The organism is Gemmatimonadaceae bacterium (genome assembly GCA_020851035.1).
Lineage (GTDB): Bacteria > Gemmatimonadota > Gemmatimonadetes > Gemmatimonadales > Gemmatimonadaceae > JACMLX01.
This window is the reverse complement of the sequence record JADZDM010000001.1, coordinates 103,451-130,157: the sequence shown is the minus strand read 5'-3', so window position 1 is coordinate 130,157 and position 26,707 is coordinate 103,451. Positions and strand designations below refer to the sequence as shown.

General features: G+C 71.7%; 26 protein-coding genes. 8 read left to right on the top strand and 18 right to left on the bottom strand.

Translation table 11 applies throughout. The features are described 5' to 3' along the window. Positions 1 to 23 precede the first annotated feature (23 nt). The 13 genes from IT355_00565 to IT355_00505 all read right to left on the bottom strand — a co-directional run bounded on the left by IT355_00565 (position 24) and on the right by IT355_00505 (position 13,252). Entirely contained in the window at positions 24 to 659 is a 636-nt protein-coding gene (locus tag IT355_00565) for a response regulator transcription factor (protein MCC7051724.1), read from the bottom strand. After that, positions 656 to 2,398: a hypothetical protein gene (locus IT355_00560; protein MCC7051723.1), complete on the bottom strand. Its 1,743-nt coding sequence runs from the start codon at positions 2,396 to 2,398 to the stop codon at positions 656 to 658. Before IT355_00560 ends, IT355_00565 begins: the two co-directional genes overlap by 4 nt. Positions 2,399 to 2,414: 16 nt before the next feature. Then, on the bottom strand, positions 2,415 to 3,497 hold the full coding sequence (locus IT355_00555; GenBank protein MCC7051722.1) for a bifunctional oligoribonuclease/PAP phosphatase NrnA: 1,083 nt from the start codon (positions 3,495 to 3,497) through the stop codon (positions 2,415 to 2,417). Between the two features lie 71 nt (positions 3,498 to 3,568). Beyond that, positions 3,569 to 5,152, bottom strand: coding sequence for an amino acid permease (locus tag IT355_00550; GenBank protein ID MCC7051721.1), 1,584 nt, complete (start codon positions 5,150 to 5,152; stop codon positions 3,569 to 3,571). A 122-nt stretch (positions 5,153 to 5,274) separates the two neighbouring features. Next, a complete protein-coding gene (guaB, locus tag IT355_00545) occupies positions 5,275 to 6,729 on the bottom strand; it encodes an IMP dehydrogenase (protein ID MCC7051720.1) in 1,455 nt (484 codons plus the stop codon). Between the two features lie 162 nt (positions 6,730 to 6,891). Next, a complete protein-coding gene (locus IT355_00540) occupies positions 6,892 to 7,434 on the bottom strand; it encodes a DUF1232 domain-containing protein (GenBank protein ID MCC7051719.1) in 543 nt (180 codons plus the stop codon). Beyond that, complete coding sequence (locus IT355_00535; protein MCC7051718.1) at positions 7,431 to 7,829, bottom strand: hypothetical protein; 399 nt, start codon at positions 7,827 to 7,829, stop codon at positions 7,431 to 7,433. Before IT355_00535 ends, IT355_00540 begins: the two co-directional genes overlap by 4 nt. A 63-nt stretch (positions 7,830 to 7,892) precedes the next feature. Beyond that, positions 7,893 to 9,509: a DUF882 domain-containing protein gene (locus IT355_00530; GenBank protein ID MCC7051717.1), complete on the bottom strand. Its 1,617-nt coding sequence runs from the start codon at positions 9,507 to 9,509 to the stop codon at positions 7,893 to 7,895. Continuing rightward, the gene (locus IT355_00525) at positions 9,445 to 10,341 is read right to left on the bottom strand and encodes a hypothetical protein (GenBank protein MCC7051716.1); all 897 of its coding nucleotides are present in this window, start codon (positions 10,339 to 10,341) and stop codon (positions 9,445 to 9,447) included. Before IT355_00525 ends, IT355_00530 begins: the two co-directional genes overlap by 65 nt. Before the next feature lie 100 nt (positions 10,342 to 10,441). Continuing rightward, a complete protein-coding gene (locus IT355_00520) occupies positions 10,442 to 11,083 on the bottom strand; it encodes a hypothetical protein (GenBank protein MCC7051715.1) in 642 nt (213 codons plus the stop codon). After that, on the bottom strand, positions 11,080 to 11,934 hold the full coding sequence (locus IT355_00515; GenBank protein MCC7051714.1) for a L,D-transpeptidase: 855 nt from the start codon (positions 11,932 to 11,934) through the stop codon (positions 11,080 to 11,082). The genes IT355_00520 and IT355_00515 overlap by 4 nt, the downstream gene beginning before the upstream one ends. Beyond that, entirely contained in the window at positions 11,934 to 12,575 is a 642-nt protein-coding gene (locus tag IT355_00510; protein MCC7051713.1) for a hypothetical protein, read from the bottom strand. The genes IT355_00515 and IT355_00510 overlap by 1 nt, the downstream gene beginning before the upstream one ends. Next, positions 12,572 to 13,252, bottom strand: a complete 681-nt coding sequence (locus tag IT355_00505) for a hypothetical protein (GenBank protein ID MCC7051712.1) — start codon at positions 13,250 to 13,252, stop codon at positions 12,572 to 12,574. The genes IT355_00510 and IT355_00505 overlap by 4 nt, the downstream gene beginning before the upstream one ends. 36 nt (positions 13,253 to 13,288) lie before the next feature. On the opposite strand from IT355_00505, the gene IT355_00500 reads away from it, so the two are divergent. From IT355_00500 to IT355_00470, 7 genes are read left to right on the top strand one after another with little or no spacing between them, the layout of a single operon-like run. Next, positions 13,289 to 14,857 carry a 2,3-bisphosphoglycerate-independent phosphoglycerate mutase gene (locus IT355_00500; protein MCC7051711.1) on the top strand — a complete coding sequence of 523 codons (1,569 nt, stop codon included), beginning with the start codon at positions 13,289 to 13,291 and terminating at the stop codon, positions 14,855 to 14,857. Continuing rightward, on the top strand, positions 14,854 to 15,564 hold the full coding sequence (locus IT355_00495; protein ID MCC7051710.1) for a hypothetical protein: 711 nt from the start codon (positions 14,854 to 14,856) through the stop codon (positions 15,562 to 15,564). The genes IT355_00500 and IT355_00495 overlap by 4 nt, the downstream gene beginning before the upstream one ends. After that, positions 15,561 to 15,989, top strand: a complete 429-nt coding sequence (locus IT355_00490; GenBank protein ID MCC7051709.1) for a 6-carboxytetrahydropterin synthase — start codon at positions 15,561 to 15,563, stop codon at positions 15,987 to 15,989. The genes IT355_00495 and IT355_00490 overlap by 4 nt, the downstream gene beginning before the upstream one ends. Further along, a complete protein-coding gene (locus tag IT355_00485) occupies positions 15,986 to 16,633 on the top strand; it encodes a molybdenum cofactor guanylyltransferase (protein MCC7051708.1) in 648 nt (215 codons plus the stop codon). The genes IT355_00490 and IT355_00485 overlap by 4 nt, the downstream gene beginning before the upstream one ends. A 4-nt stretch (positions 16,634 to 16,637) precedes the next feature. Continuing rightward, entirely contained in the window at positions 16,638 to 18,194 is a 1,557-nt protein-coding gene (gene dacB / locus IT355_00480; GenBank protein ID MCC7051707.1) for a D-alanyl-D-alanine carboxypeptidase/D-alanyl-D-alanine-endopeptidase, read from the top strand. Beyond that, positions 18,191 to 19,459 carry a molybdopterin molybdotransferase MoeA gene (locus IT355_00475; protein MCC7051706.1) on the top strand — a complete coding sequence of 423 codons (1,269 nt, stop codon included), beginning with the start codon at positions 18,191 to 18,193 and terminating at the stop codon, positions 19,457 to 19,459. The genes dacB and IT355_00475 overlap by 4 nt, the downstream gene beginning before the upstream one ends. Continuing rightward, positions 19,447 to 20,124 carry a methyltransferase domain-containing protein gene (locus IT355_00470; protein MCC7051705.1) on the top strand — a complete coding sequence of 226 codons (678 nt, stop codon included), beginning with the start codon at positions 19,447 to 19,449 and terminating at the stop codon, positions 20,122 to 20,124. The genes IT355_00475 and IT355_00470 overlap by 13 nt, the downstream gene beginning before the upstream one ends. A 252-nt stretch (positions 20,125 to 20,376) precedes the next feature. Here IT355_00470 and IT355_00465 read toward each other — a convergent pair whose 3' ends face one another. From IT355_00465 to IT355_00450, 4 genes are all read right to left on the bottom strand, one after another. Then, positions 20,377 to 22,449 carry a (Fe-S)-binding protein gene (locus tag IT355_00465; protein ID MCC7051704.1) on the bottom strand — a complete coding sequence of 691 codons (2,073 nt, stop codon included), beginning with the start codon at positions 22,447 to 22,449 and terminating at the stop codon, positions 20,377 to 20,379. 106 nt (positions 22,450 to 22,555) lie between these two features. Beyond that, positions 22,556 to 23,359, bottom strand: coding sequence for a hypothetical protein (locus tag IT355_00460; GenBank protein ID MCC7051703.1), 804 nt, complete (start codon positions 23,357 to 23,359; stop codon positions 22,556 to 22,558). After that, the gene (locus tag IT355_00455; GenBank protein ID MCC7051702.1) at positions 23,356 to 24,345 is read right to left on the bottom strand and encodes an electron transfer flavoprotein subunit alpha/FixB family protein; all 990 of its coding nucleotides are present in this window, start codon (positions 24,343 to 24,345) and stop codon (positions 23,356 to 23,358) included. The genes IT355_00460 and IT355_00455 overlap by 4 nt, the downstream gene beginning before the upstream one ends. Before the next feature lies 1 nt (position 24,346). Then, entirely contained in the window at positions 24,347 to 25,102 is a 756-nt protein-coding gene (locus tag IT355_00450) for an electron transfer flavoprotein subunit beta/FixA family protein (GenBank protein MCC7051701.1), read from the bottom strand. A 117-nt stretch (positions 25,103 to 25,219) separates the two neighbouring features. On the opposite strand from IT355_00450, the gene IT355_00445 reads away from it, so the two are divergent. Next, on the top strand, positions 25,220 to 26,002 hold the full coding sequence (locus IT355_00445; GenBank protein MCC7051700.1) for an SDR family oxidoreductase: 783 nt from the start codon (positions 25,220 to 25,222) through the stop codon (positions 26,000 to 26,002). Between the two features lie 19 nt (positions 26,003 to 26,021). On the opposite strand, the gene IT355_00440 is transcribed toward IT355_00445, so the two are convergent. Next, positions 26,022 to 26,642, bottom strand: a complete 621-nt coding sequence (locus IT355_00440; protein ID MCC7051699.1) for a hypothetical protein — start codon at positions 26,640 to 26,642, stop codon at positions 26,022 to 26,024. Positions 26,643 to 26,707 lie beyond the last annotated feature (65 nt).

Here is a 26,707-nt window from a genome sequence, read left to right as displayed (position 1 = left end):
GTGCGCGACGCCGGACCGGGAGACTACCGGTCCGGCGTCGTCAGCATGCCGGTCTCGAGGGCCAGCGCCGTCAGCCCCGCGACCGTGCCCACACCCAGCTTCCGCATCAGCCGTTCGCGATGCGTCTCGACCGTGCGCGGGCTGATCCCGAGCCCCGCCGCGATCGCCTTGTTGGTCTGCCCCGACGCGATGCCGCGCAGCACGTCGCACTCGCGCGGCGTGAGCTGCGCAATGCGCTCCCACGGCGTCGGGCTCGCCGGCTCCACGTCCGCCGGCCCCACCCGCGCGCCGGCCGCCAGCCGCAGCTCCGTCGCGAGCATCGTCGCCGCACTGTCCTTCACGACATAGGCGGCCGCACCCGCCACGCGACTCTCGCGCGCATACTCGGCATCGTCGTACATGCTGAGCATCACCACCGTGAGCTCCGCGCGCTGCGCCTTGAGCAGCCGCACCAGCGCCAGGCCCGACATGTCGGGCAGCCCCACGTCCACCACCGCGGCATCGGGCTGCAGCCGGGCCGCGAGCGCCAGCGCGCTGGCCCCGTCACTCGCCTCACCCACCACCTGCATGTCGGGCGCGGCCTCCAGGATGCGACGCACCCCCTCCCGCACGATCGGGTGGTCGTCCACCACCAGCACCCGCAGCGGCGGCGCGTTCACGCCGGCACCGGCTGCGCCGCGTCGCCCACCGCCGCGTGCGGCAGTTCCACCGCCAATCGCGTGCCCGCCAGCGGCGAGGGTTCGAGGTGCACCCGTCCCCCCAGCGCCACCAGCCGCTCGCGCATGCCCACCAGTCCCACATGCCCTCCCCGCTCGCGTTCCGTGAGTTGTGCCCGCGATGGCGGCCCGACGCCGTCGTCATCCACCGTCAGGCGCACCAGGTCCCCGTCCACCGCCACCGTCACCTCCAGCCGGCTGGCACCGGCGTGGCGGAGCACGTTGGTGATGCCCTCCTGCGCCGCACGGAACAGCACCAGCTCGTGGGCACGCGGCAACGGCACCATCGCCGCCGGCGCCTGCAGTGAGGCCAACACCTGCCCCTCCCGCGAGACCTGCGCCACCAGCGACCGCACGGCGCTGAGCAGGCCGAGATCGTCCAGCAGCGAGGGTCGGAGCGCAGCGGTCACGCGCCGCAGGCTGGTCAACCCGGCGGTCACCAGCGCATCCAGGCGCTGCGCCGTCACCTCCGCCGCCGGCACGGTGCGCAGCGCATCCACTTCCATGCGCATCGCACTGAAGAGCTGTCCCGTCTCGTCGTGGAGCTCCCGCGCCAGCCGTTTCCGTTCCCCCTCGTGCTGCTCCACCAGGCGTGTCGACAAGCGCGCCAGCTCGCCGGTGCGTTCCTCGAGCTGCGAGGTGAGCTCGGCCTGCTGCAGCGCCGATCCCACCTGCTGGCCGAGTGCGCGGAGGAAGTCCTCGTCGAGGGCGCTGAACGGGTCACGCACGTCGCCGGTGAGCACCAGCACGTGGGTCACGCCGGTGTCGTTGTAGATCGGCAGCGCGGCGATGAACCGCTCGGTGCCACGGCGCGGGAGGATCGCGGCGCTCACGCTCCGGCCGTCACGCACCGCCTGCTGCACCACGCGCCCCACCGCCTCGGGCAGCGCCGCACCACGCCACGCCTGCGCGCGACCGGCGCCGTCGAGCACCGCCGCGGTGGCCACCTCGAACAGTGCCGTGCCGCTCACCCCGCGCAGCCGGAGCGGCCGCTCCAGCAGCGCGGCCACCACCGCATCACCGCGGGCGCTGGCCTGCACGTCGGCCGAGAGCCGTGACAGCGCCTCCAGGCCGCGTCGCAGGTCGTCGATCACCAGCAGGCCGATCCCGGCCACCACCGCCAGGATGAAGAGGATGTCCAGGTAGTAGCCCCACGGTACCCACGCCCCCCGCGCGCGCAGCATCGGGTAGTCGAGGTGGTGCACCGCCCAGAGCGTGAAGGCCACCGCCAGAGTCCAGGCCCCCGGGGATCCCGTGCGTCGCGCATGTCGCGCGAAGCTCACGCCGGTCGTCAGCGTGGCCGCACTGAGGAACGCGATGGCCGGCACCACGGCCAGCGTGAAGCTGTCCAGCACGAAGATCGCGACGTAGCTCCAGACCACCGGGAACAGGGCGAGCACCCCGAGCCAGGGCGTGACCTTGAGGCCGCGCGAGAAACTCAGGCCGGCAGCCAGGAAGCCGAGCGCGGTCCAGCCGGTGAGCACCTGGTGCCAGAACAGCCACCCGCTCTGCTCCGTGCGCAGGAAGCCGATGATCACGCCCACGCGCACCGCGTACAGCAGCCAGCTCGCGCACCACCAGGCGTAGTACGGCTTGCGGAAGCGCGAGTACAGCCACGAGCAGTAGCCCGCGCCGCCGAGCGCGATGAGGGCAAGCAGCAGCGCGGCGGCGAACTCCGTCATCGGCAGGGCCGGCGGGCTATTCCGTCACCGCGCCGCTGGCGTGCGGCACGGGGGGCGTGAAGTCGTGCGGCGTGTCGGCCAGGACGGCGCGCGCGGCCTGCAGCACGCGCGCCTCGACCTCCTTCAGCGACCCGAGCACCAGCGCCCCGCTCGCCTTGGCATGACCGCCCCCGTCGAACTGCTTCGCGAGCGCGTTCACGTCCACGTTCCCCGAGCTGCGGAACGAGATCTTCACGCGGCCATGCCCGAGGTCGCGGAAGAAGATCGCCAGCCGCGTGCCGGCGATGGAGCGGGGATGCTCGACGATCCCGTCCATCTCCTCGCTGCTCACGTGGTAGCGCTCCTTGGCGCCCACCGGGAGCGAGAGCCAGCTCAGCCCGATGTTCTCCTCCACCCCGAGCGACTGCAGCGCCTCGGCCAGCAGCCGCACGCGGCCCGGGCTCTGCGAGGCATACACGCGGCGATACATCAGCTCCGGGTCGACGCCGCGGGCCAGCAGCTCGGCGGCGATCGCGTGCACCCGCGGGGTGGTGTTGCTGAAGCGGAACCCGCCGGTGTCGGTGAGGATGGCGATGTAGAGCGCGGTGGCGGTCTCCATGTCGATCGGCAGCCCGAGCACCTGTGCCACGTCGTAGACCAGCTCCCCGGTGGCCGAGGCGCGGGTGTCGGCCACGAGCACCGGCGCTGGCGGTTCGTCGCCGGGGATGTGGTGATCGATGCAGAACTTCGGCACCGTCATCTCGCGCACGGCCTCGGCGAGGTTGCCGAGCCGGCGCAGGTCGCTGATGTCCAGCACGCCGAGGCCGGTGATGGCGGGGTCGCGGAGCGCGGCCGCGCCAAGGGGCGAGCAGTCCTGCACCGGCCCGCCCAGCAGGAACCGGTACATCGTCGGCCACGGCGTGGGGTTCACGATGCGGGTGGCGATGCCGCGCAGCGCCAGCAGGCGCGAGAGCGCCGCCTCCGACCCGCAGCCGTCCCCATCGGCATTGACGTGCGTGGAGAGCGCGATCGTCATGCCCTCGTGCAGGCCGGCGGCAAGCTCGCGGATCGCAGTGACGCGATCAGCGGGGACAGCGAGGAGGTCGTGGGTGTGCGGCATGTCGTGAGTGAAAAGAGAGCGGCGCCCGGAAGCCCGGGCGCCGATCTGGGACAGCGTGGGAATCCGGGCGGTCAGTCGCCTCTTGCCATGGCGGCGCGATCTTCCGCCTTGCCCAGCGTCGAGTTCTTGCGGCCGTAGACGAGGTACACGGTCACGCCGACGGTGGTCCACGCCGTGAGGAGCGCCCAGGTGAGGCCCGGCAGCGTGGCCATCATGCCGAGGGTGGCGCCGGCACCGAGCAGCGGCACCAGCGGCACCAGCGGCGTCTTGAACGGGCGCGGGAGCTCCGGCGAGCGCTTCCGCAGGACCAGCACGCCGATGCAGACCGTCGCGAAGGCGGCCAGGGTGCCGCCCGAGACCAGGTCGCCGAGCAGGCCGACCGGGAAGAAGGCGGCGATCAGCATCGCCACCACGCCGACGATCACCGTCGAGGTGGCGGGGGTGCGGTACTTCGGGTGCACGCGGCCGAACAGCGGCGGCAGCAGGCCGTCGCGCGACATCGTGAAGAAGATGCGCGGCTGGCCCATGAGCATCACGAGCACCACGCTCGAGAGGCCGGCGATGGCGCCGATGTTCACGAGGTACTCGAGCCAGCGGAGCGACGGCACGGCGCTGATGGCCACCGACACCGGGTGCGGCACGCTGAGGGCCGTGTACGGGGCCAGCCCGGTCATGACCAGTGCCATCAGGATGTAGAGCACGGTGCAGATCAGCAGCGAGGCGATCATGCCGATGGGCAGGTCACGCTGCGGGTTCTTGGCCTCCTGCGCCGCGGTGCTCACGGCATCGAAGCCGATGTAGGCGAAGAACACCGCCGAGGCGCCGCGCAGCACGCCCGACCAGCCGAACTTGCCCCACTCACCGGTGTTGTCGGGGATGAACGGCGTCCAGTTCTCCTTCTTCACGTAGAAGAAGCCGAAGCCGATGACCAGCACCACGATGGTGGTCTTGATCATCACCATCAGGTTGTTGAACGACGCCGACTCCTGCACGCCGCGCACCAGCAGCAGCGTGATGGCCACGATGAGCAGCACGGCCGGCAGGTTGATCAGGCCGTCGATGGCGTTGTACCCGCCGGACACGCAGGCGGCGCGATCGGCGAACACCTGGGCGACCTTCGTCGCGGGGTCGATCACCGTGGACCCCGTCACCGGGTCGACACAGGTGAAGGCACGCACGACGTTGTGGCTGCCCTGCACCGTCAGCGGCGCCGCCGCCAGGGAGGCCGGGATGTGCAGGCCGAGCTCGGACAGGAAGGCGCTGAAGTAGCCCGACCAGCCCACCGCCACGGTCGATGCCGCGAACAGGTACTCGAGGATCAGGTTCCAGCCGATGAACCAGGCGACCCCCTCACCCATCGTGGCGTAGCTGTACGTGTACGCCGAGCCGGCGATCGGGATCATGCTCGCGAACTCGGCGTAGCAGAGGCCCGCGAACAGGCAGCCCAGGCCGGCCAGCACGAACGAGATGGTGACGGCCGGGCCGGCATAGTTCGCCGCCGCATTGCCCGTCAGCACGAAGATGCCGGCGCCGATGATCGCCCCGATGCCGAGCAGCGTGAGGTTCAGGGCCCCCAGCGTGCGCTTGAGGCCATCGGCTTCATTGCCTGCTTCGGCCTGGAGCGCGGTGATGCTCTTCTTGGACCAGAGTCCCATGAGGCCTGCACGTCAGGGTGTGAGGGATGCCCCCCGCCGGGGGGCGGGGGGCACAAAGACGCCGCAAGGTCACACGCGAGTAACCGGTATGTCAATCGCGCCGGTGAACCCTCATCAACGCTTCACTTGGTGTAGTTCGGGGACTCGCGGGTGATGGTCACGTCGTGCGGGTGGCTCTCGCGGAGACCGGCCGACGTGATCCGGACGAACTGGCTCTCCGTCCGCAGGGCGTCGATGCTCGCGCACCCCACGTAGCCCATGCCGCTGCGCAGCCCGCCCACCATCTGGAACAGCACGTCCGCCACCGGGCCCTTGTACGGCACCCGGCCCTCGATCCCCTCCGGCACCAGCTTCCGGGCGCTCATCTCGCCGTCCTGGAAGTACCGGTCGGCACTGCCGTCCTGCATCGCCGAGAGCGATCCCATCCCGCGGATGGTCTTGAAGCGGCGCCCCTCCAGCAGGATCGTCTCCCCCGGGCTCTCCTCGGTGCCGGCCAGCATGGAGCCCATCATCACGCTCGACGCACCCGCCGCCAGCGCCTTCACGATGTCCCCCGAGTACTTGATGCCGCCGTCGGCGATCACGGGCACGTCACCCGCCCCCTCGATCGCGTCGAAGATGGCGGTGAGCTGCGGCACGCCCACGCCCGTCACCACGCGCGTGGTGCAGATCGACCCCGGGCCGACCCCCACCTTCACCGCATTCACGCCGCGCTCCACCAGCGCCGCCGCCCCCTCGCGGGTGGCGATGTTGCCCACCACCAGCTGCGTGCCGGGGAAGGCGTTGCGCACCCGCGAGGTGGCCTGCAGCACCGCATCGCTGTGCCCATGCGCGGTGTCGATGCAGAGCACGTCGGCGCCGGCATCGATCAGCGCGCGGGCCCGCTCGAGATAGTCGCCACCTGCGCCGATTGCCGCCGCCACCCGCAGGCTGCCCTCGGCATCCTTGTTCGCATTCGGGAACTGGCGGCGCTTGTGGATGTCCTTCACCGTGATCAACCCGCGCAGCAGGCCGTCGGCATCCACCACCGGCAGCTTCTCGACGCGGCGCTCGCCCATGATCCGCTCCGCCTCGTCCAGCGTCGTGCCGGGCGCCGCCGTCACCAGCCGCTCGCGCGTCATCGCATCGCCCACCGGCCGGTCCAGCGCACGCTCGAACTGCAGGTCGCGGTTGGTCAGGATCCCCACCAGCCGGCCCTCGTTGTCCACGATCGGCACGCCGCTGATCCGGAAGCGCTGCATCAGCTTCACCGCCTCGCGCAGCGACGCCTCCGGCGTGAGCGTGATCGGGTTGCGGATGATGCCGCTCTCGCTGCGCTTCACGCGGTCGATCTCGGCACTCTGCCGGTCGATCGACATGTTCTTGTGCACCACCCCGATGCCGCCCGCCCGCGCCATCGCGATCGCCATCTCGCTCTCGGTGACCGTGTCCATCGCCGCGGCGATGAGCGGCACGTTCAGCGTGATGCCGGTGGTGAACCGGCTCTGCGTGACGACTTCCTTCGGGTGGACCAGCGAGTGCGCCGGCACCAGCAGCACATCGTCGAAGGTGAGGGCGTCGTCCTCGCGGACGCGCATCCGGCCCACCGGGGCCGTGGACTGTCCGTCGGGCGCGATGCTGCCGCGGACGGGACTCGGGCTGGAGCTGCGAGACGTGGTTGCCATCTCGAAAACTAGTGGATGCACCGCCGACTCCGGTATCGGAGCCGCCGCACCCGGGCCCGCCGCTGCCCCGTCGCCTCAGCCCCGCAGCGCGCGCCGCACCCGGCGCCGGATGCTCGGCGGCAGGAAGAAGGCCGCCGCGGCCAGCGTCGCCGACAGGTTCAGCGCGCCGAGCGCGTCGGGATGCCCGGTCCAGTGATCACGCAACACCCCGCGACCCGCGCGGCTCACCATCCGCTGCAGCGCCAGGATCAGCAGGTAGAGATCGTCCACCTGCCCCAGGAACGGGATGAAGTCGGGGATCACGTCGATGGGGCTGACGATGTACAGCGCCGCCGCCACGACCAGGAGCTTGTCCACCGCCGCCACCCGGGAATCACGCGCCAGCCCCCACAGCAGCCGCAGGTAGTGCGGGATCTCACGGATTGCCGACGTCACCGTCCGGCGTGCGCCGGTGCGCGGGCCACCCTCCGGGCGGTCCTTCGCCGGCGGCGTCCAGCCGGCAGCCCGGCCGGCGTCGGACTCCGGCGGTGCGCCGCGGCCCACGTCCGGAATGCCAAGGCGCCGATCGCCAGCCGAGCCGACGCCGCGCACGTCGCGCCCCCGCCCCGATGGCGTCATCGGGCCGGCCCCTCGCCGGCGCCGGAAGCGGGCGACGTGGGCGGCGTCGGCGGCGTCTCACCACTGGCGGCGCGGGCCGCCCGGCTGGCGGCGCCGGCGAGGTCGGTCGCGACGCTCTGCCCGGCCGCCGCCACACCGCTCAGCACGCCAACGGCCTTCTGCATGAAGCCGAGAGTGTCGGCCACGCTGGTGGCGGACACCTTGCCGGCGCGCAGCCCGTCCTCGACGGTCTCCTGAAGCTTGGCGAGCAGGCCGGCGGCGCCGGTCGGTGCCTCGATCCGGCTGTACTTCGACTCGAGGAACTCGACGTAGTCGAGCACCTGGAAGGCGCGCTCGTCGGACATGGTCTCGAAGCGGGCGAGCAGGCGATCGCGCAGGTAGGGACTCAGCGGCATGACGACAGGTGGCGGGAGGTACGTGGCAGTGCGACGAATGCTACCCCGTCCGCGCGCCGCCGTTCAGGGCCGCGTGGCCCGGAACCGTCGCGCGGCGCTGGAGAACGGGTCGTCGGCTGCCGGTCGCGGCGACGCCGAGGGCTTCCGGCGGCCGTTGCGAGCGGCGGCGCTGCCGCTGCGCACCGCACCGGTCGGGCTGGCCCCCTTCCTACGCGCAGCGGGTGCCGCTGGTGTCGACGCCGGTGTCGCGGCCGGTGTCGCCGCTGCGACGGGGGTCGGCTGGGTCGCGGCTCCGGACGGTGGCGCGACTCCCTTCGGATCTGTCGAGGCCGGCACACGCTGCGCCGGCGGCGTCCCGGCGGGCAGGCCTCCGGCGGGCCGGCCTGCGGAATCGGTGCGCGCGGGCACCGCAGCCACCGGCGGCACGACCACCGGCACCGAGTCGAAGGTGGCGTCGGCCGGGAGCGAGTCGACCGGCGCTCCGCGCCGCGCGCCGCCGCGCCACCGCGCGCGCACCCCGCGGGTGTCGATGTGCACGTACGGCCACCCACCACCATCCGGCGTGATGTAGAGCCCGATGCCGCCGACCAGGTCCGGATACTTCCGCTCGACCGCCTCGGCGGCAGCGGCCACCAGGCGGGCATCGATCTCGCTCAGCGCGCCATCGCTGTTGGCGTCGATGGCGATGTCGGCGGCGTCACCATACATGTGACGACTGTCCTGCGCGCTGCCCGAGAGGCCGCCGTTGTGCGCCGGGCTGCGGAACCCGCTGGCCACGTGCAGCGTGAGCGCCGAGACCGGACGCCCGCGCATCTGCGCGATCTCCGCGATCGTCAGCTCGAGCTTGTCCAGCAGCCGGCCGCGCACGTGCAGGTACTTCGGGAACCCTTCCTGCGCGTCGTGCACCACGAAGTCGCTCATCTTCAGGTGGGGCGACAGCGGGAAGTCGGCGATGCGCTGGTTCACCTCGATGAAGCCGGGCGGCACGATGTTCTCCGCCGCCTTCGGCCAGCGCCCCAGGTGATAGCCGTTGATGCCGGTGGCCATCTTGTTCGGCATCGGCACCTCGACGAAGAGCGCGAGGTCGGCCACCGTGTCACTCGCGCCACCACGCGAGAGCACGAGCCAGTACGCCCCCGGCCGCGTTGGTGTGCGCACGGCGCCATCCTGCCGCCACGGCACCACCCCGTCGTTCGGCTTGCCGTCGAACGAGATCCACTGGCTCTGGACGCCGTCGGTCTCGCCGGCGAACGACAGTGGCATCGCGATCAGTTCGCCGGGCAGAGAGGTCCGGATCCGGACCGCGTTGCTGTGCCCGAAACTGCCGGCGGCGAAGGCGCGGCGCGGGAGGCCCTGGCCCGCGGGCAGCGCGGTGCCGGGGGCGCCGCTCACCGGCGCCGGCCCGAACCCCGAGGCCCGTGCCTCGGCCATCTCGAGCCCCTCGGGTTCGCTGCCGCGGTGCACCGCGAACGCGATCGCACAGGGCACCAGCACGAGCGCCGCCAGCTTCGCCACGCGCCGCCGGTCGTTGCCCGGTGGCGCGGCCTGCAGCGGGCGGTTGTCATCGTGGACCGGATCGGCGTGTGTGAGCCCGATCAGGCCGATCTGCGTGGGCTTACGCCCCACCCCATCGGGACGGGTTTCCGCGGACGTCGATGTGGACGAATGGTCCGTGCGCATGTGTTGCATGATAACGCCCCATACCGCCCGTCAACTCGGGATGTGCCATTTCGACGCGTTCGACCGCCAGGACCAGCAGGTCGGCATCGAGTACCGTGATGCGTCCATCTCCGTCGAGGTCGTCCATCCGGCCGTCGCCATCGTCGTCCACGAACACGTCGGACGCGTCGCCGTACTGGTGCCTGCTCTCACGTGCCCGGCCGCCACGTCCCACGCCCTGGTCGTTGTAGAACGGATGACGGAAGCCGCTCATCACCTGCAGTCGACGCGCGGGATAGCCCATCGACTGGAGCTCGTCGATCACCAGTTCCAGCTTGTCCAGCAGCGGTTCGCGGAGCACGAGGTACTTCGGCCACACGGCGGCCTGGTCCTTCGTCACGAAGTCACGCAGGCGGAAGTGCTCCGACACGCGCAGGTCGCGATTCGCCGGCGTGACCTCGATGAAGCCGGACGGATTGCCGTATGCCGCGCCACGCACGGTGCCCTGTTCGCCGGGCCAGAAGCCCATGCGGTACATCCCCATCCACCCATCCACCTTCGAGTGGAAGGGGACGATCGGCAGGACCTGGAGCGAGGCGACGCCATCACGCGGCGCATCGGCCGCGAGATCGGCACGGATCTCATCCAGTGCCGCCGTCAGCTCACGGGCGGCGGGCGCGGGCAGGAATCGCGCGCGCAGCTTGCGGCTGTGGCCGAGGAGGGAGTCGTCGACCAGTGGAACCAGGCGGCGCAGGCGCAACACCGGCCGTGCCGCCGCGTGCGCCGTGGCAGCCTCGTGGCCGGCGACGAGTGCCGCCGCCGCGATTCCCAGCATCCATGTCCGTGTCATCATCCGCGCCTCCCGTGTCGCAGTTGCTACACGAGTGTCGGACGGCCGGGGTCACGTCCTGACCTGAACCGTGGCGCGAGGGGTCAGGAGCCTGAACGCCCGATCAGGACCCGCGGCGTGACGGCGGGCGCCGTTCGGGGCCACGGCGCTCGCGATTGAGCACGTCGAGGCGCTCACGCTGCTGCTGCACCGTGCGCAACCCGAGTTCCACCCGCTGCGCCTCGCTCACCCGCGCGCTGTCCAGCGGCGCCAGCTCGCAGCGGCCGGTGGCGCCGGGCGCGCAGGCGATGACGGTGCCGAACCACTGGGGGCGGTTCTCCGCGACCTGCAGCTCATCCCAGCTCTCGGCGAGCACGCGCCACGAGCCGCGGTCCGACCCGTCGAGCACCACCGCACGGCGCGCCCACCGGTAGGCCTGCTCGAGCGATCCGGTCCCGGCCCGCGACGCGGTGAGTGCGATGGCCCCCGCCTCACGGAGGAGCGCCGCCGTCGACAGCCTGCCGCACGCATCGAGCGCGGCGGTGCGGTCCACGGCATCCTGCAGCGTCGAGCGCAGCACGGTAGCGGACGAGTCGCCGGCGCGCCCGACGGCGTCGGCCACGGAATCGGTCACGCTGCGCAGATGCAGCAGGGCGATGCCGGCATTCACGTCACCACAGCTGCGACGCCCGGTCGAGACGCAGGCGGTCGCCGCGGTGACGAGTGCAGCCAGCCCGACGGCACGGCACCAGTGGATCGACCTCAATAGATGTACACCGCGGTGCCGACGGGAATCATGCGGTACAGCGTCTCGATGTCCTCGTTGCGCAGTCGCACGCAGCCGTGGCTCACGCTGCGCCCGATGGTGTTCGGGGCATTCGTGCCGTGCAGCGCGTAGCCGTCGCCGAGGTTGAGGCGATGGGTGCCGAGGATCTCCTTGTAGCGGCGCGCGTTGGTGCCGAACGGCGGGATGATGATGCGGCCGCCCGCGGCGAGCTCACGCCCGTCGCTGGCCGTGAGCGCCCGGACGCTCCCGTCACGATGCCGCTTGACCACCTCGCTGCCGCGCGTGGTGATCACGCCATCCGACACCGGAATCACCTGCCCGCGCTTCATGCGCAGGATGCCGAGTCCCCGCTTGCCCGCCTGTTCCACGAAGTGCCAGTCCGGTGGCACCCAGGCCAGTGCCGTCTCCTTGCTCTTGACCGTGAGCATGCCGCGCGGCGTGTCGAACTTGAACTTCTGGTTGCGCCCCTGCCCGATCAGCGTGCGGCCGCTGCCGCTCGCCACGCGCGTGGTGAAGAGCTCCACGCCGGCGTCGCGCACCCAGAGCCGGTTGTCGGTGAGGCTCACGATGATGACGGGCCGGCCATCGGACGGCAGGCCGCTGCGCTGCGCCACACGCACCGAGTCCCCGAGCGCGGTGAGGCCGGCGCGCATCCGGGTGATCGCTGCGGCATCCCGCGCGCCATCGTCGCGCGCGGCGTTGCGCACCTGTGCCGCCTGCGCCGTGCGCACCCCCTCGAAGCCGGCGGCGCCGGTGGCGCCGAGCGCGAGGGCACTCACGCACCACGCCGCCCATCCGCCCTGCGTGAGGAACCGGGACACGGCGTGCATCAGAACAGCACCACGGGCATCCCACGCACCAGGTTCGGCCGGATCGCGTTGAAGTCGCGGCGCGAGATGATGATGGTGCGCGGCCCGGAGCCAGGCTCGGTGCCGCCGAGCAGCGCGGCGGCGGCATCGCCCCCCTCGAGGTGTGTGCCATCGGAGAGTGCCACCCGCTGCACCTTCCGCTCGGCCGGCGGCGCGGCGATCCGGTTGCCGAGCGAATCCACGGTCGGTGCCGCCACCTCGGGTGCCGTCTCGATCATCCGGGCGATCGTCTGGGAACCGGTGGCCGGTGCGCCGCCGCGAAAGCGTGCCGGCATGGACCGCAGTGTGATGCCGTCACGCACCAGGGCCACCGTGCCGCTGTCCACGGCGATCACGAGATGGAGCTTCGGCTCCGCGCGGGCGCCGGCACGGGCACGTTCCAGCGCGAGCGTCGCGCGGGCCGTGCCGGTCAGCCCCTGCAGCGAGTCGCGGAGCTGCACGGCGCCTGCCTGCGCCGCGCGCAGCGCGGCCGCCTCGGCCGCCAGCGACTCCCGCTGGGCCCGGAGCACGGGCACGGCGGCACCGGCACCCAGCAGCAGCACGCCGGCGATGACGAAGCCGGCCACCGGGCGGGTCGCGGGCGTGCGGGGCAGGTCCGTCATGGCGTGGTGATCGACTCGACGTCGAGGATCGGCACGTTCGTGGGGGCGGAGCGGCCACTCCGCACGCGGGCCGTGACCTGGATGACGGCGAGCGGGGCGAGGCTCCGTGCCTCCTCCACCAGGGCCGCGGGGAGGGCAAGGTAGAGCATCGCGTTCTCCCCCGCCGGACCCCTCGCCAGCAGGTACGGCTCACCCACGCTCAGCTCGCGGCGGAGCGCGTCGGCGCGCTGGAACGCCAGCACCTCCACCTTCCAGCGCACGAGCTTGCCGCGGGACCCTTCCGGATCCGCGCGCAGGTCGGCGGCGCTGAGGGCCGTACGGAGCGACGAGTCGACGGGCAGGAGGTCGGCCTCCCGCACCCACCCCTCCATCCGCACCCGGACCCAGCCGCGCTCCCGGGCCAGCGGGATGATCGTGCCGGGATTCACCACGGTCCCCATCACCGCGCCGTCCGGGGACGTGCGGATGTCGGCGCGGGTGGCGGGACGGAGCGGAATGGTCGCGGGGCTCACGAACTTCACCGCCGTCGAGTCCGCCGGCCGGACCACCGGCGCCGGAACCTGTGCCTGCGCCCGCACCGGAAGAAACATCAGGCATGCCAGCGTGTAGCCAGCCACGAGTGGCCGGACGGTCGATGGTAGCGCCCATCGGCGGGGGGTACATTCAGCAGACGTCATGGTGACGACATTACTACCCCGCCCCACCCAGTATCCATGCCCTCGCCTTCCGCCCGCCCCGTCGCCCTCGTCGTGCTCGACGGCTGGGGGTACCGCGACGAAACCACCGCCAACGCCATCGCGCTCGCCGACACCCCGAACTGGGACCGGCTGATGGGATCGGTGCCCCACACCCTGCTGGAAGCGAGCGGCCGCCGGGTGGGACTGCCGGAAGGGCAGATGGGGAACAGCGAGGTCGGCCACATGAACCTCGGCGCCGGCCGCGTGGTGGAGCAGGACCTCGTCCGCATCGGCGCCGCGATCGAGACCGGGGCGTTCTTCCACAACCCGGCCCTGGTGGCCGCATGCCGTGACGCCGCCACCCGTGGTGTCACCCTGCACCTGATCGGGCTGCTTGGTCACGGTGGGGTGCACGCGCTGGACAAGCACCTCTTCGCCCTGCTCGACCTCGCCAGCCGGGAGCAGGTGGGCCGCGTGGCGGTGCACGGCCTGCTCGACGGGCGAGACACGCCACCCACCTCGGGGCGGGGATTCCTGGCCGACACGCAGGCGGAGATCGCGAAGTATCCGGGGCGCGCCGTACTCGCCACGCTCGGCGGGCGGTACTTCGGCATGGACCGTGATCACCGATGGGAGCGCACCGGCAAGTGGTACCAGGCCATGGTGGCCGGGATCGGCACCGCGGTGACCGCCGATGGTGTCGGCCCCGCGCTCGCGGCGGCCTATGCCGCCGGCACCACCGACGAGTTCATCGAACCCTTCGTGCTCCACGATGCCTCCGGTGCCGCCGCCCCCCGTCTCGCCGACGGTGACGTGGTGATCTGCTTCAACTTCCGCAGCGACCGCATGCGGCAGCTCTGCGACGCGCTGACATCGCCGGCCTTCACCGGCTTCTCCATCGACGGCCGGCCGCGACTCTCGGTCACGACGATGATGGAGTACGACCCCACCTTCACGTACCCCGTCGCGTTCCCGTCGGCCCAGCTCACGAACATGGTGGGCGAGGTGATCGCGGCCGCCGGCATGTCGCAGCTCCGCACCGCCGAGACCGAGAAGTACCCGCACGTGACGTTCTTCTTCAACGGCGGGCGCGAGACGCCGTTCGCCGGGGAGGAGCGCCGCATGGTGCCGAGTCCGAAGGTCGCGACCTACGACCTCCAGCCGGAGATGAGCGCGCGCGGCATCTGCGACGGGCTCGTCGACGCGCTGGCGCACCGGACCTACGACTTCATGCTCTGCAACTTCGCCAACTGCGACATGGTCGGGCACACCGGTTCGCTCCCCGCGGCGATCGCGGCGGTGGAGGCCGTGGACGAGTGCATCGGCCGCATCCTCGTCGCGGCAGACGCCGGCAATGCGATCGTGATCTTCACCGCCGACCACGGCAACGCCGACGTGATGGTGGACCCGCTCACGGGCGCCCCGCACACGGCACACACCACCAATCCCGTTCCATTGCTCATCGTCGATGCTGCCGGTGCCGTCCCGCTGCGTGCGGGTGGTGCCCTCTGTGATGTCGGACCCACCGTGCTCGACCTGCTCGGCCTGGCCGTGCCGCCCGAGATGTCCGGGCGCTCCCTCCGCGCTGCCGCGGTGCCGGCATGACGGCTCGCCGCAGTCGCACCCTCGTCGCCGGCGCCCTCGTCGCCCTCGCCACCTGCGCGCCGGCGCTGCGCGCACAGGTGGGCAACCTGCCCGAGAACAGCCCGTTCCGTGACGTCGAGAAGCGCCAGGACGTGTCGCTCATCGTCGGGCAGTCGCTCGGCGGCAAGGACAAGGTCGGCGCCGCCCCGCGTGGCGGCATGGTGTACGGCCTCCGCTACGACGTGAACCTTGGCGCCAGCCCGCTCGCCTTCACCTCCACCGTGCTGCGCCAGTCGGCCGGCCGCGACATCCTGCAACCCGGCCTCCCGGCCGCACAACGCATCGGCGGGCACGTGTCGCAGCCGCTGTGGATGTGGGATGCCGCCTTCACGCTGCTGCTCACCGGCAACCGGAGCTGGCGCTCGCTGATCCCGAGCGTGACGGCCGGTGTCGGGCTCGTGACCGACAACCGCGAAGTCAGCGACTCGTCGCAGTTCCGGTTCGGCACCCGCTTCAGCCCCGTGCTCGGATTCGGCGTGAAGTACGCCCCGCTCACGTCGCGGTGGACGCTGCGGGCCGACCTGTCGAACCACTTCTACAGCGTGCCGTACCCGCAGACCTTCCGCGACAGTACCGTCGGCGTGCCGCGCATCACCACGGCGAAGAGCAGCTGGACGCGCAACACCCTGCTCACGCTCGGCCTCACACGGCAGATCGGGCGGCGATGACCGGGCGCACCACGCTCACGCGGCGTGTGCAGTTCGCGGCCGCCCACCGCTACCGGCGACCGCAGTGGGACGAGGCGACCAACGAGGCCGCCTTCGGCCTCTGCGCCCGCCCGAACTACCACGGGCACAGCTACACCTGCGACGTGAGCGTGACCGGTGCGGTGAATGCCTCCACCGGCATGCTGGTCGACCTCGGCCTGCTCGACCGGGTGCTGCAGGAGGAGGTCCGCGCGCGCTTCGACCACCGCAACATCAACCTCGACCTCCCGGAGTTCGACGAGGTGCAGGGGCTCGTACCGACCGGGGAGGAACTGGCGCGCTTCATCGCCGGCTGCGTGCAGGCGCGACTGCCGGAGGGTGTGCAGGTGACGCGCGTGGTGGTGGCCGAGGACTCCACGCTCAGCGCGACCTTCGAGCCGGCGTGACCAGCGGGCGTCGCCGGCGGTGCGGTGTCCTCCTCGCCGGCGGTGCCGGCACGCGGTTCGGCGGCGCGCCAAAGGGCCTCGCGCCATTCGGCGACGGCCGCCTGTGTGACGGCGCCCTGGCCGCACTGCAGGGTTGCTGCGACCGGAACGGCGACGAGGTGATCGTGGCGGCGAACGATCCGGACGCCGTGGGCTGGTTCCCCGCGTTACGGGTGGTGCCGGACGCGGTGCCGGACGCGGTGCCGGGGCGTGGCGCGCTCGCCGCGCTCGCCGCTGCGTTCCAGGCTGCCGGCGATGCGACGGTGATCGTCTGCGCGTGGGACCTGCCGTTCGTGACCACCGCACTCCTCGCGGCACTGGCCCGGGTGGTGGAAGCCGGCGCCACGGCCTGCGTGCCCGTGCACCCCGACGGCACCGCCGAGCCGCTCTGCGCCGCCTGGGCGCCGTCATGCGCCGCCAGCGCGGCCACGCTGCTCGCGGCGAACGAACGTGCCGGCCACGCACTCCTGCACGCCGTGCGTGGCGTGCGCTGGCCGGTGGCGGAGCACCTGCGCGACGCCGAGGCGGAGCGCATCTTCCACAACGTGAACACGCGTGACGACCTGCGCCGCGCGCTGGCCTGGCTGCCCCGGACTTCGCCCTGACGTGATGCCCCGACTGCGTTGCCTCCTCACGGCACCCGTGCTGCTGCTGGCGGGCTGCAGCAGCCGCAGCGTGCCCGTGGCTGCGACGGCGCCCGCGCCGGCGGCCATCCCGTCGCCGGTCGCCGCACCGGTACCCGCCGCACCGGTACCGGCCGCACCGCCATCCCCGTCCGCGCCGTTCTTGCTGCAGCCGTTCGTCGACTCGCTGGTGGCGCTGCCGCAGTTCGCCAATGCACACTGGGGGATCCTCGTCGTCGCGCCGCAGCGTGGTGACACGCTCGCCAGCGTGCACGCCGACCGGCTGGTGATGCCGGCGTCGAACCAGAAGCTGCTCACGGCAGCCGTCGCCCTCGCGACGCTCGGCCCCGGCTACCAGTGGCGCACCACGTTCACGCGCACGGGGCCGATCGTGCGCGGCGAACTGCGCGGTGACCTGGTCGTGACCGGCACCGGCGATCCGAGCATCTCGACCGCGCTGCGCGGCGCCGCACTGGGCGGCTTCGACCCGCTGGTCGCGGCACTGCGCACGGCCGGTGTGCGCCACATCACCGGCCGTGTGCGTCCTTCGCCGACGCAGGCCTTTCCGGGCAGCCCCCACGGCTACGGCTGGGACTGGGACGACCTGGCCGAAGACTACGGCGCCGGCGTGACGGAGCTGCTGTTCAACGAGGGCTTCACCGAGGTGCACGTCACCGGGTGTGCGCGGCCCGGGCGCGCGGCGTGCGTGGTCACGGCGCCGGCGCGCACGACACCCGTGCTGCGTTCCACCGTCACCGTGCGTGCGGCAGGCAGCGGCGCACCGCACGTCGAGTGGTGGCGCGACTCGGCGGCGGTGCCGGGGATCGCGTTGCGGGGCAGCATCGCCGCGGGCGACAGCCTGGCGTTCACCGCGGCGCAGCCGGACGACCGCGTGACGTACGTCGCGGCCGTGACCGAGGCGCTGACCCGGGCCGGGATCACGGTGCGCGGGCGCGGCGCCGCGCGGCGCCAGGATGTCGGTCCCGACACCGTGGTGGTGCTCCGGTCACTCCCGCTCAGCGCGGTGCTGCCGGCCATGCAGAAACTCTCGCAGAACCAGCTCGCCGAGGTGCTGTACCGCACGCTGGGGCTCGAGGTGACCGGGTCGGGCACCCCGGACAGCGCGCGACGCGTGGTGGAGCGGCAGCTCGATGCCTGGGGCGTCCGTCCGGACGGGCGGGTGGTGCGTGACGGCAGCGGGCTCTCGCGTCACGACTACGTCACGCCGCGCACGATCCTGCAGGTGCTCGATACCATGCGGCGGAGCAGCACGTTCGCGGTGTACCGCGATGCGCTGCCGGTGGCGGGCCAGGACGGCACGCTGCGCAACCGGATGCGCGGCGTTGCGCAGGGGCGCGTGCAGGCCAAGACCGGCACCATCGACAAGGCCCGTGCGCTGTCGGGGTACGTGACCACTGCCGACGGCGAACTCCTCCTCATCTCGCTCATCGCCAACAACTTCACGGTGCCCAATCGCGAGATCGACCGGATCCAGGACCTGCTGCTGGAGCGGCTGGTGACACTGCGGCGCAGCGCCCCGTGACGGCGCGCGGGCCGCGCCTTCCGGTGGAGGAGGCCGTCGCGCGGATCCTGCGCACGGCCGAGGACTGCGCGGTGGCGTGGGAGTCCGTGCCGGTGCGGGAGGCGGCCGGCCGCGTGCTGCAGGAGACGATCGAGGCACGCCACACGCACCCGGCGTGGCGCAACAGTGCCATGGATGGCTATGCGGTGCACGCCGACGACGTGCGCGGCGCGACGGCGGAGTCGCCGGTCACGCTACCGGTGGCGGGGACGATCGCGGCCGGCGACCGCGCGCCAGGCGCGGTGCCGCGCGGCACCGCGTGGCGGATCATGACCGGTGCGCCGGTGCCCGACGGCATCGACAGCGTGGTGCGGGTGGAGGACACCGATGCCGGCGCGCTGCAGGTCACCATCCGCAGCGACCGCGATGCCGGTGCGAACATCCGGCCGCGCGGCGAGGACTTCATGCAGGGCCAGCCGCTGCTCTCGGCCGGAGACACGCTGCGGGCACCACACGTGGCCATCGCCGCTGCCGCGGGCCGCAGCGCGGTGCGCGTGGCACGACGTCCCCGCATCGCGATCCTCACGTCGGGCAACGAGCTGGTGGACGTGGACCGCTTCGACGAGGTGCTGGCAGGGCAGCGGATCATCGACACCAACGGCTATGCGCTGGCGGCCGCGATCGAGGAGGCGGGTGGCGAGCCGGTGGACCTTGGCATCGCCCGCGACGACCCGGCGGCCATCGCCGAGCGGATCACGGGCGCGCCGCCGTTCGATGCCCTGGTGACGTGCGGCGGCATCAGCGTCGGGGCCTTCGACTACACGCGCGACGTGGTGCAGCGGCTCGGCGCGACGCTCGACTTCTGGCGGGTGCGGATGCGGCCCGGCGGGCCCTTCGGCTTCGGCCTGCTGGGCGGCCGGCCCTGGTTCGGGCTGCCGGGCAACCCGGTCTCGGCGCTGGTGACGTTCGAGGTATTCGTGCGGCCGGCGCTGCGCATCATGGGGCGCCACGGGGTGACCGAGCGGAGTGCGGTGGCGGTGCGACTCGCCTCGCCGGTGACCACCGCGGGCGGCCTCACGCACTTCCTGCGGGCGGTGGTGGACGAGGACGGCGTGGCACACCTCACCGGGCCGCAGGGGTCGGGGATGCTGACCTCGATGGTCGCGGCGACCGCGCTGCTGATCGTGCCGCACGATGTGTCGTATCTTCCGGCCGGGGCCACGGTGCGCGCACTGCTGCTCGTGCCAGGATTCTTCCCGCAACGGGCGGTGCCGTGGACGTATTGACCGTGAACGAGCTCGAGACCGACCTGCGCGAGCGGTTCCGCACGATCGAGTCGCCGGTCACGATCGCGGCCGAGGAGGTCGTGCAGATCCTGCACCCCGCCAACGCCGACGACCTGATCTCGGAGCAGGACTTCGCGATCGACGACCGGCTGCCCTACTGGGCCGACCTCTGGCCCTCGGCGGTGGTGCTGGCGCGTTTCCTCCGCGGCCTGCGCGGCGAGGGGCGAACCCTGCTGGAGCTGGGCTGCGGCAGCGGCGCGGTGGCCACGGCGGCGGTGCGCGCCGGCTTCACGGTCACGGCCACCGACTACTACGCCGACAGTCCCCTCTTCGCCCGCGCCAACTGCTGGCGCAACGCGCAGGTGGACATCACGGTGCGCTGTGCAGACTGGAACGCCTGGCCGTCCGACCTGCGCGGCTACGACCTGATCGTCGCCAGCGACGTGCTCTACGAGCAGCGCAACGCGCCGCTCATCGCCCGCGTGATGGCGCAGTCACTCGGCCCCAGGGGCGAAGGCTGGATCGCCGACCCCGGCCGCGTCGGCGCCGCCTCCCTCCCCGACTGGTGTGCGTCCCACGCGCTCGGCTGCGAGACCGTGGCCAAGGTGCCCATCGAGGCAGGCGCGCACATTCACACGATCACCTTGTATCGCATCACTCGGTGATGTTCGGGCATCTTGAACAGCTTTGACGCAAAGGCGCAAAGGGCGCGAAGGACGCAAAGAACGGCGGCCCTGCGCGCTCTGCGATGCTCGGCCCGCACGAATGTCCAAGTGGTTGATGGGAACTGCAACAGCCACCGCAGTTTCCCTCGAGTACGTTCGTCCTCGCCTGCAGCGACCGTCGCCTGAAGCGCACGGCCGCTGTCTTTGCGTCCTTCGCGCCCTTGGCTCCTTTGCGTCACGCCGTTCAGGATCTCACGAGCGTGTAGAAAGCTGCCGCGCGACGACTTCGGAGACGTCCAGCACCTCGGCGGATGATTCGAGCTTCGCGACGCCATCGGTCATCATGGTCATGCAGAACGGGCACGCCACCGCGATCACGTCCGCGCCCGTCGCGACGAGTTCCTCGGTGCGCTCGACGTTGATGCGCTTTCCGACCTTCTCGTCCACGAACATGCGGCCGCCGCCGGCGCCGCAGCAGAGGCCGCGGCTTTCGGTGCGCGCCGGTTCCACCAGCGTCATGACCGGCAGCGCGCGCCTGAGCGCATTGCGCGGGGCGTCGTACACGTCGTTGTAGCGGCCCAGGTAGCAGCTGTCGTGGTACGTCATCTTCAGGCGCTGGCCATGCTCCGTGTCCAGCGGCACCTGGCCGGCGTCCAGCAGCCGCTCGATGTACGTGGTGTGGTGGATCACCTCGTAGTTGCCGCCGAGCTGCGGGAACTCGTTGCCGATCTGGTGGAAGCAGTGCGGACAGAACGTCACCACCGTCTTCACTTCGTAGCGGTCCAGCGTCTCGATGGTGCCCTTGGCCAGCGTCTGGTACAGGTACTCGTTGCCCAGGCGGCGCGCAGGATCGCCGTGGCAGGTTTCCTCCTGGCCCAGGATCGCGAAGTCCACGTTCGCCGCCTGCAGGATGCGCGCGAAGGCGACCGTGATCTTCTTCGCCCGGTCGTCGAAGCTGCCCATGCACCCCACCCAGAACAGCAGCTCCGGGCGACGCCCCTCGGCGAACGCCTCGGCCATCGTCGGGATGTGCATCCCCTCCGCCCACAGCGCACGGTCGGCCGGACTGAAGGCCCACGGGGACGCGTTCGTCTCCAGCGACTCGAACGTCGGCTGTACCTCCTCGGGGAAGCGCCCCTCGTTCAGCACCAGCCCTCGCCGCAGCTCGTTGATGATGTCGAGCTGGTCGATGCTCACCGGGCACTCCGTCACGCAGGCGCGGCAGCTGGTGCAGGCCCAGAGCTCGTCCTCGGTGATGTAGTTGTCGAGGAGCTGGTTCGCGAGGCGCGTGTCGGCCCCCTCCTCCGCCATCAGCGCCGCGGCGCTGCCCGGCACGTCCAGCTCCCCCACCAGCAGCGGCGCCTTCTCCATCAGCCGCCGGCGCGTGTCCACCACGATCTTGCGCGGGCTGAGCGGCTTGCCGGTGATGTTCGCCGGGCAGGCCGCCGTGCACCGGCCGCACTCCGTGCACGAGTAGCCGTCGAGCAGGTTCTTCCAGCTCAGGTGATCCACGTCGCTGGCGCCGAACTGCTCCACCTCCGCCTCGAGGTCCATCGGGCGCATCACGCCGATCTTCGCCGGCCCGCTGGTGTTGCTGAACCAGACGTTGATCAGCGAGCTCACCACGTGCAGGTGCTTGGAATACGGCAGGAAGTTCAGGAAGCCGAGCATCAGCAGCGCGTGCAGCCACCAGCTGACCGCGTGGCCCACGCTGAGCGCGCCCGCCGACCAGCCCGTGAGCAGGCCGCCCAGCGCGGTGGAGATCGGCCGGAACCACCCGAACTGCGTCGCGCGGAGCGCCTCGTCGGCGGCATACTCGAACGCGCCGGTCCAGTACATCGACTTCATCAGCCCCGCGATCACGCAGAGGATGATGATCGCCTCGGCATTGTGGATCTCCTTGCCCTGCAACCGCTTCGGCGGGGCCACGATGCGGCGCCACAGCAGCCAGCACACCGCCACCAGCACCAGCAGCGCGAACGCCTCCTGCGCCAGCATGAACAGCTGCCAGAGCGGGCGTGGCAGGATGCGGTCGAGGCTGAAGCCCGGCCACACGCCATGCAGCAGCATCTCGAGCGTGCCGGCCGAGAGGACGAGGAACCCCCAGAACACCGAGGCGTGCGAGAGGCCCGCCCCGCGCTCACGCAGGATCTTCGTCTGCGCGAAGCCGATCGTCAGCAGGTTCCACGATCGCGTGCCCGGATGGTCGAGCCGGTCCTCGGCGTGGCCGAGGTGGAGGTAGCTGACCAGGCGCTGGATGTTGTAGCTGAAGAAGCCCAGCGCGAGCACGAGGACGATCAGGAACGCGACGTTCTGTCCTGACATGGCAAGCCCGATTCAGTGGATCCTGTGTGGTGGCGCACAGGCACGCCGACCGGATCGCCGGAAGATACGCGCCCCCTCGGTCCGGAGGCAGCGTTCCGCGCGTGTGTCAGGGCTTCGCGGGTTTCGTGACCGGCTTCGATGGCCTGGGCGGCGGCACCGGATCCGCCGACGGCGGCAGGACGGCGGGTGGCGTCACGCTGGTCCGGGCCGTCTGGTCGGCGGCACCATCCGCCCCCTCGGCCGGCTGGCGATTGAGGTCCCGGCGCTCGGCCTCGGTCATGGGCGGCACCACACGCCAGCCCGTGGGCGTGAAGCGCAGCACCGTGGTGCCCAGTGCATCCTCGCGCTTGCCGTACGGGATCAGCACGCCGGCGGCGAGTTCCAGGAACTGCGCCGCCGGTGCCGACTTGCGGCGGCTCAGCGGCACGATCGTGTCACGACCGAAGATCAGTGACCCCGTCATCGGGGCCACGGCGACGATCGGCCCGCCGAGTCGCGACTCGATCGCACGCCAGTCATCCTGCAGCAGCAGGCGGCTGGTGACGATGCTCGCGCCTTCGGTGGGATACATGCCCGAGAGTTCCGGGGACGGATCGGGGATGTCGTCCGAGTACGGCGTGAGCTTCGCGCGCAGGTTGCGGATCGCGTTCACGAACGCGCGCGCCTCGGTCAGCCGCATGCGCGTCACGTCGGCCTTGGTCAGCGGCGTGGTGGTGCCGTCGTCGGACTGCAGCACCAGCGCGACCTGCAGGTCACCCACGAAGGCGCGATGCAGCACGCCGGGGGCGCCTGCAATCCACGACGCCGACCGGATCTCGGGGAGGATCGCAGTGCTGTCGCCGCGCTGGGCGGCGACGGGCAGGCTGAGCGCGATCGTCGCGGCGACCGCGCCCAGTGCCCGCGACTTCACTGCTGTGCGCGGGCGGCCTTCACCGCCGCCGTCAGCGCCGGCATGACGTCGAACACGTCACCCACGATGCCGTAGTCGGCCACCTTGAAGATCGGCGCATCCTTGTCCTTGTTGATGGCCACGATCGTCTTCGAGTTGCGCATGCCGGCGATGTGCTGGATCGCGCCGCTGATGCCCACCGCGACGTAGAGGTCCGGCGACACCTGGCGACCCGTCTGCCCGATCTGGTCGCTGTGCGGACGCCAGCCATCGTCGGTCACGGCGCGCGTGGCCCCCACGGCTGCGTTCCCGAACGCCGCCGCCAGGTCCTCCACCAGCGAGAAGTGCTCGGCCGCCTTCAGGCCGCGACCACCACTCACGATCACCGGGGCCTCCGCGAGGTCGAGCTTCGCGCCGCCGCCGAGCGTCACGCCGGTGACCTTCACGCGGCCGGCCGCCGGGTCCATCGCCGGCGCCAGCGACTGCACCGCACCGGCCTTCGCGCTGCCCCCCACGCTCACCGCGCCAGGCCGCACGCTCACCAGCGCCGGCGTCGCCGACAGCACCATCGTGGCGATCACCTTGTTCGTGTTCATCGGGTGACGGACCGTGATGCTGCCGCCGTCGGCCGACACCGCCACCACGTCGGCCGCCACGCCCACCCGCAGCTTGGCACCGATGCGCGGCGCCAGATCCTGGCCCATCGCGCTGGCCCCGAACAGCGCCGCGCGGTAGCCGCCGGCGGTGACCTGTGCGGCCACCGTCGCCGCCACCGCCTCCGCGTTGTAGGTCGCGAACCCGTCGTGCTCCACCACCAGCACCACGTCGGCGCCGGCGCCGCCAAGCCGCCCCGCGACGCTGCCGATGCCGGCGGCACCGAACACCATCGCGTGCACCTCGGCACCCAGCCCATCCGCCAGCGCCCGCGCTGCCGTCACCACTTCGAGTGCGACCTTCCGCACGTCACCGTTCCGGGTCTCTGCGACCACGAGGATGTTGTTCGCCATCTCAGAGCACCTTCGCTTCGGTCTGGAGGAGCCGGATGAGCTCCGGCACGGCAGCGGCACCTTCACCCACGATGCGCCCGGCGGACCGCTCGGGCGGCAGTTCCATCTTCGAGACGCTCACCGAGATCGCGCCGAGCTGCGCCGGCTTGCTCTCGAGCGGCTTCTTCTTCGCCGCCATGATGCCCTTGAGGCTCGGGTAGCGCGCCTGCGTCACCAGCCCCTGGTCGATCGTGCACAGCGCCGGCAACGGGAACGACAGCGTCTCGACGCCCCCTTCCACCTGGCGCTCACCGGTGCCGCTGGTGCCCGTCACCTCGAGCTTCGAGACGGCGGTCACACACGGCAGCCCGAGGAGTTCCGCCACCATCGTGCCGGTCACGCCCGCCGCGCTGTCCACCGCGATGCGGCCGAAGAGGATCAGGTCGTAGCCGCCATCCCGGAGCTCCGCCGCCAGCGCCTCGGCGATCGCGAAGCCGTCGAACGGGATCGCCGGGGCCTTCAGGTGCACGCCCTTGTCGGCACCCATCGCGAGCGCCTTGCGGATGGTCTCCTGCGCCGCGTCGGGACCGAGCGAGATGACGGTGACCTCGCCGCCGCCATGCTTCTCGTTGAGCTGCAGGGCGGCCTCGACGGCCCATTCGTCGAAGTCGCTCATGTCGTACTTGATGCCCGTTTCGGACACCGAGGCGCCGTCGGCGCCGATCTGGAATCGCGCACCCATGTCGGCGACGCGCTTGATGCACACGGCGATCTTCACCGCTGGCACTCCCGAAGACTGTGGGGAAAGACGAGGAAAGGTTGCAGACCAGAAAAATAGCCAACCGGGGCCCGGTCTGCAGGCGACGGGGCCCGGGCGGGACATCATCTTACAGGCATGCCCACACGTCCCCTCGCCCTCGTCACCGGCGCCTCCTCAGGTATCGGCAGGGTCTATGCCCGCGCCCTCGCCCGCCGGGGCTACGACCTCCTGCTCGTCGCGCGGGACGGCGACCGGCTGCAGACGCTCGCCACCGAGCTGCTGGCGACGGGCGCGACCGCGCGCCCGGTGGTGGCGGACCTGGCCACCGATGCCGGCCTCGCCGCCACCGAGGCCGCGATCCAGGGGGCCGACCGGCTGGACCTGCTGGTCAACAACGCCGGCTTCGGGACCCGGGGGCTCCTTGCCGACTCACCGCTCGCGCAGCAGGAACGGATGCTCCACCTGCACGTGATCGCGGTGAACCGCATCACCCGCGCGGCGCTCCTGCGCATGACGCAGGCCGGCAGCGGGGCCGTGGTGACGGTGGCCAGCGTCGCCAGCTTCGTGAACAGCACCGGGAACGTGAACTACTGCGCGACGAAGGCGTACCAGCGGAGCTTCAGCGAGGGGCTCGCGCTGGAGTGCCGGCCGGCGGGGATCCGCGTGCAGGCGCTCTGCCCCGGCTTCACCCACACCGAGTTCCACCAGCGCATGTCCGACGACCAGGAGGGGCGCGCGCCGGCGTGGATGTGGCTCACCGCCGAGCAGGTGGTGGAGGCATCGCTGCGCCAGCTGGAACGGGACGGGCCGGTGGTCTGCGTGCCTGGGGCGCACTACAAGGTGGCAGTGTTCCTCGCGCGCCACCTGCCGCCGTGGGTGAAGGCCCTGGCGACGCGGCGGGTGTACCGGCGGGACTGACGCGGCGCCGTGTGCCCGCTCAGTCCTTGCGCGCCTCGACGCCCAGCTCCGCCACCTCGTGGAACGTCGAGACGATCACCGCGGCCGCCGTCACGAACGGCGCCACTGCCGCACGCAGCGGTGCCACGGCATCCTCGCAGGCACCATCGTCACGGCCGAACACCTCCACCACCATATCGAACCGGTCGGTGCGCGCATCCCCGTCCTTCAGGTAGAACGCACAGCCGGTGATCGCAGGGTCCTGCAGCGCGGCGCGGATCGCGGCGCGCGTGCGCTCGCGCTGGCCGGCGCGTGTCATCAGGAACACCATCAGCTTGCTGTCGGAGCGCGGGCCGGCCTGCAGGTCGAAGGTGGGGGGATCCACCAGGCGGAAGGCCCCCGCCTGCAGCACGCCGATCGCGCCCAGCCCGCCGCTGCCACGCACGCCGTGCGGGAACGCGCGCTCGAAGCGGCTCTCGTCCCACAGGTTGCGCGAGACGTAGTCGAAGCCCGGCTCACCCGACCGCGCGACGTTCTCCGACAGCACGATGCGGTGGATGCCACGCGCCAGGAAGGCCGAGGCGAACGGTTCCCACGACTGCAGGAACTCGTCCTGCGGCAGGGCGGTGGTGAAGCAGACGAACTGCACGAGCGAACCCATCGGTGACTCCGGAAGGTCGAACTGAGCACGACAGCACGCGGGACGTCGCTGCAGCAGCGGACGTC

Coding starts and splice junctions, on each gene's coding strand:
- IT355_00560 (MCC7051723.1), bottom strand. CDS start 2,398: ATGACGGAGTTCGCCGCCGCGCTGCTGCTTGCCCTCATCGCGCTCGGC.
- IT355_00555 (MCC7051722.1), bottom strand. CDS start 3,497: ATGCCGCACACCCACGACCTCCTCGCTGTCCCCGCTGATCGCGTCACT.
- IT355_00550 (MCC7051721.1), bottom strand. CDS start 5,152: ATGGGACTCTGGTCCAAGAAGAGCATCACCGCGCTCCAGGCCGAAGCA.
- guaB (MCC7051720.1), bottom strand. CDS start 6,729: ATGCGCGTCCGCGAGGACGACGCCCTCACCTTCGACGATGTGCTGCTG.
- IT355_00540 (MCC7051719.1), bottom strand. CDS start 7,434: ATGACGCCATCGGGGCGGGGGCGCGACGTGCGCGGCGTCGGCTCGGCT.
- IT355_00535 (MCC7051718.1), bottom strand. CDS start 7,829: ATGCCGCTGAGTCCCTACCTGCGCGATCGCCTGCTCGCCCGCTTCGAG.
- IT355_00530 (MCC7051717.1), bottom strand. CDS start 9,509: ATGCGCACGGACCATTCGTCCACATCGACGTCCGCGGAAACCCGTCCC.
- IT355_00525 (MCC7051716.1), bottom strand. CDS start 10,341: ATGATGACACGGACATGGATGCTGGGAATCGCGGCGGCGGCACTCGTC.
- IT355_00515 (MCC7051714.1), bottom strand. CDS start 11,934: ATGCACGCCGTGTCCCGGTTCCTCACGCAGGGCGGATGGGCGGCGTGG.
- IT355_00510 (MCC7051713.1), bottom strand. CDS start 12,575: ATGACGGACCTGCCCCGCACGCCCGCGACCCGCCCGGTGGCCGGCTTC.
- IT355_00505 (MCC7051712.1), bottom strand. CDS start 13,252: ATGACGTCTGCTGAATGTACCCCCCGCCGATGGGCGCTACCATCGACC.
- IT355_00500 (MCC7051711.1), top strand. CDS start 13,289: ATGCCCTCGCCTTCCGCCCGCCCCGTCGCCCTCGTCGTGCTCGACGGC.
- IT355_00495 (MCC7051710.1), top strand. CDS start 14,854: ATGACGGCTCGCCGCAGTCGCACCCTCGTCGCCGGCGCCCTCGTCGCC.
- IT355_00490 (MCC7051709.1), top strand. CDS start 15,561: ATGACCGGGCGCACCACGCTCACGCGGCGTGTGCAGTTCGCGGCCGCC.
- dacB (MCC7051707.1), top strand. CDS start 16,638: ATGCCCCGACTGCGTTGCCTCCTCACGGCACCCGTGCTGCTGCTGGCG.
- IT355_00465 (MCC7051704.1), bottom strand. CDS start 22,449: ATGTCAGGACAGAACGTCGCGTTCCTGATCGTCCTCGTGCTCGCGCTG.
- IT355_00455 (MCC7051702.1), bottom strand. CDS start 24,345: ATGGCGAACAACATCCTCGTGGTCGCAGAGACCCGGAACGGTGACGTG.
- IT355_00445 (MCC7051700.1), top strand. CDS start 25,220: ATGCCCACACGTCCCCTCGCCCTCGTCACCGGCGCCTCCTCAGGTATC.
- IT355_00440 (MCC7051699.1), bottom strand. CDS start 26,642: ATGGGTTCGCTCGTGCAGTTCGTCTGCTTCACCACCGCCCTGCCGCAG.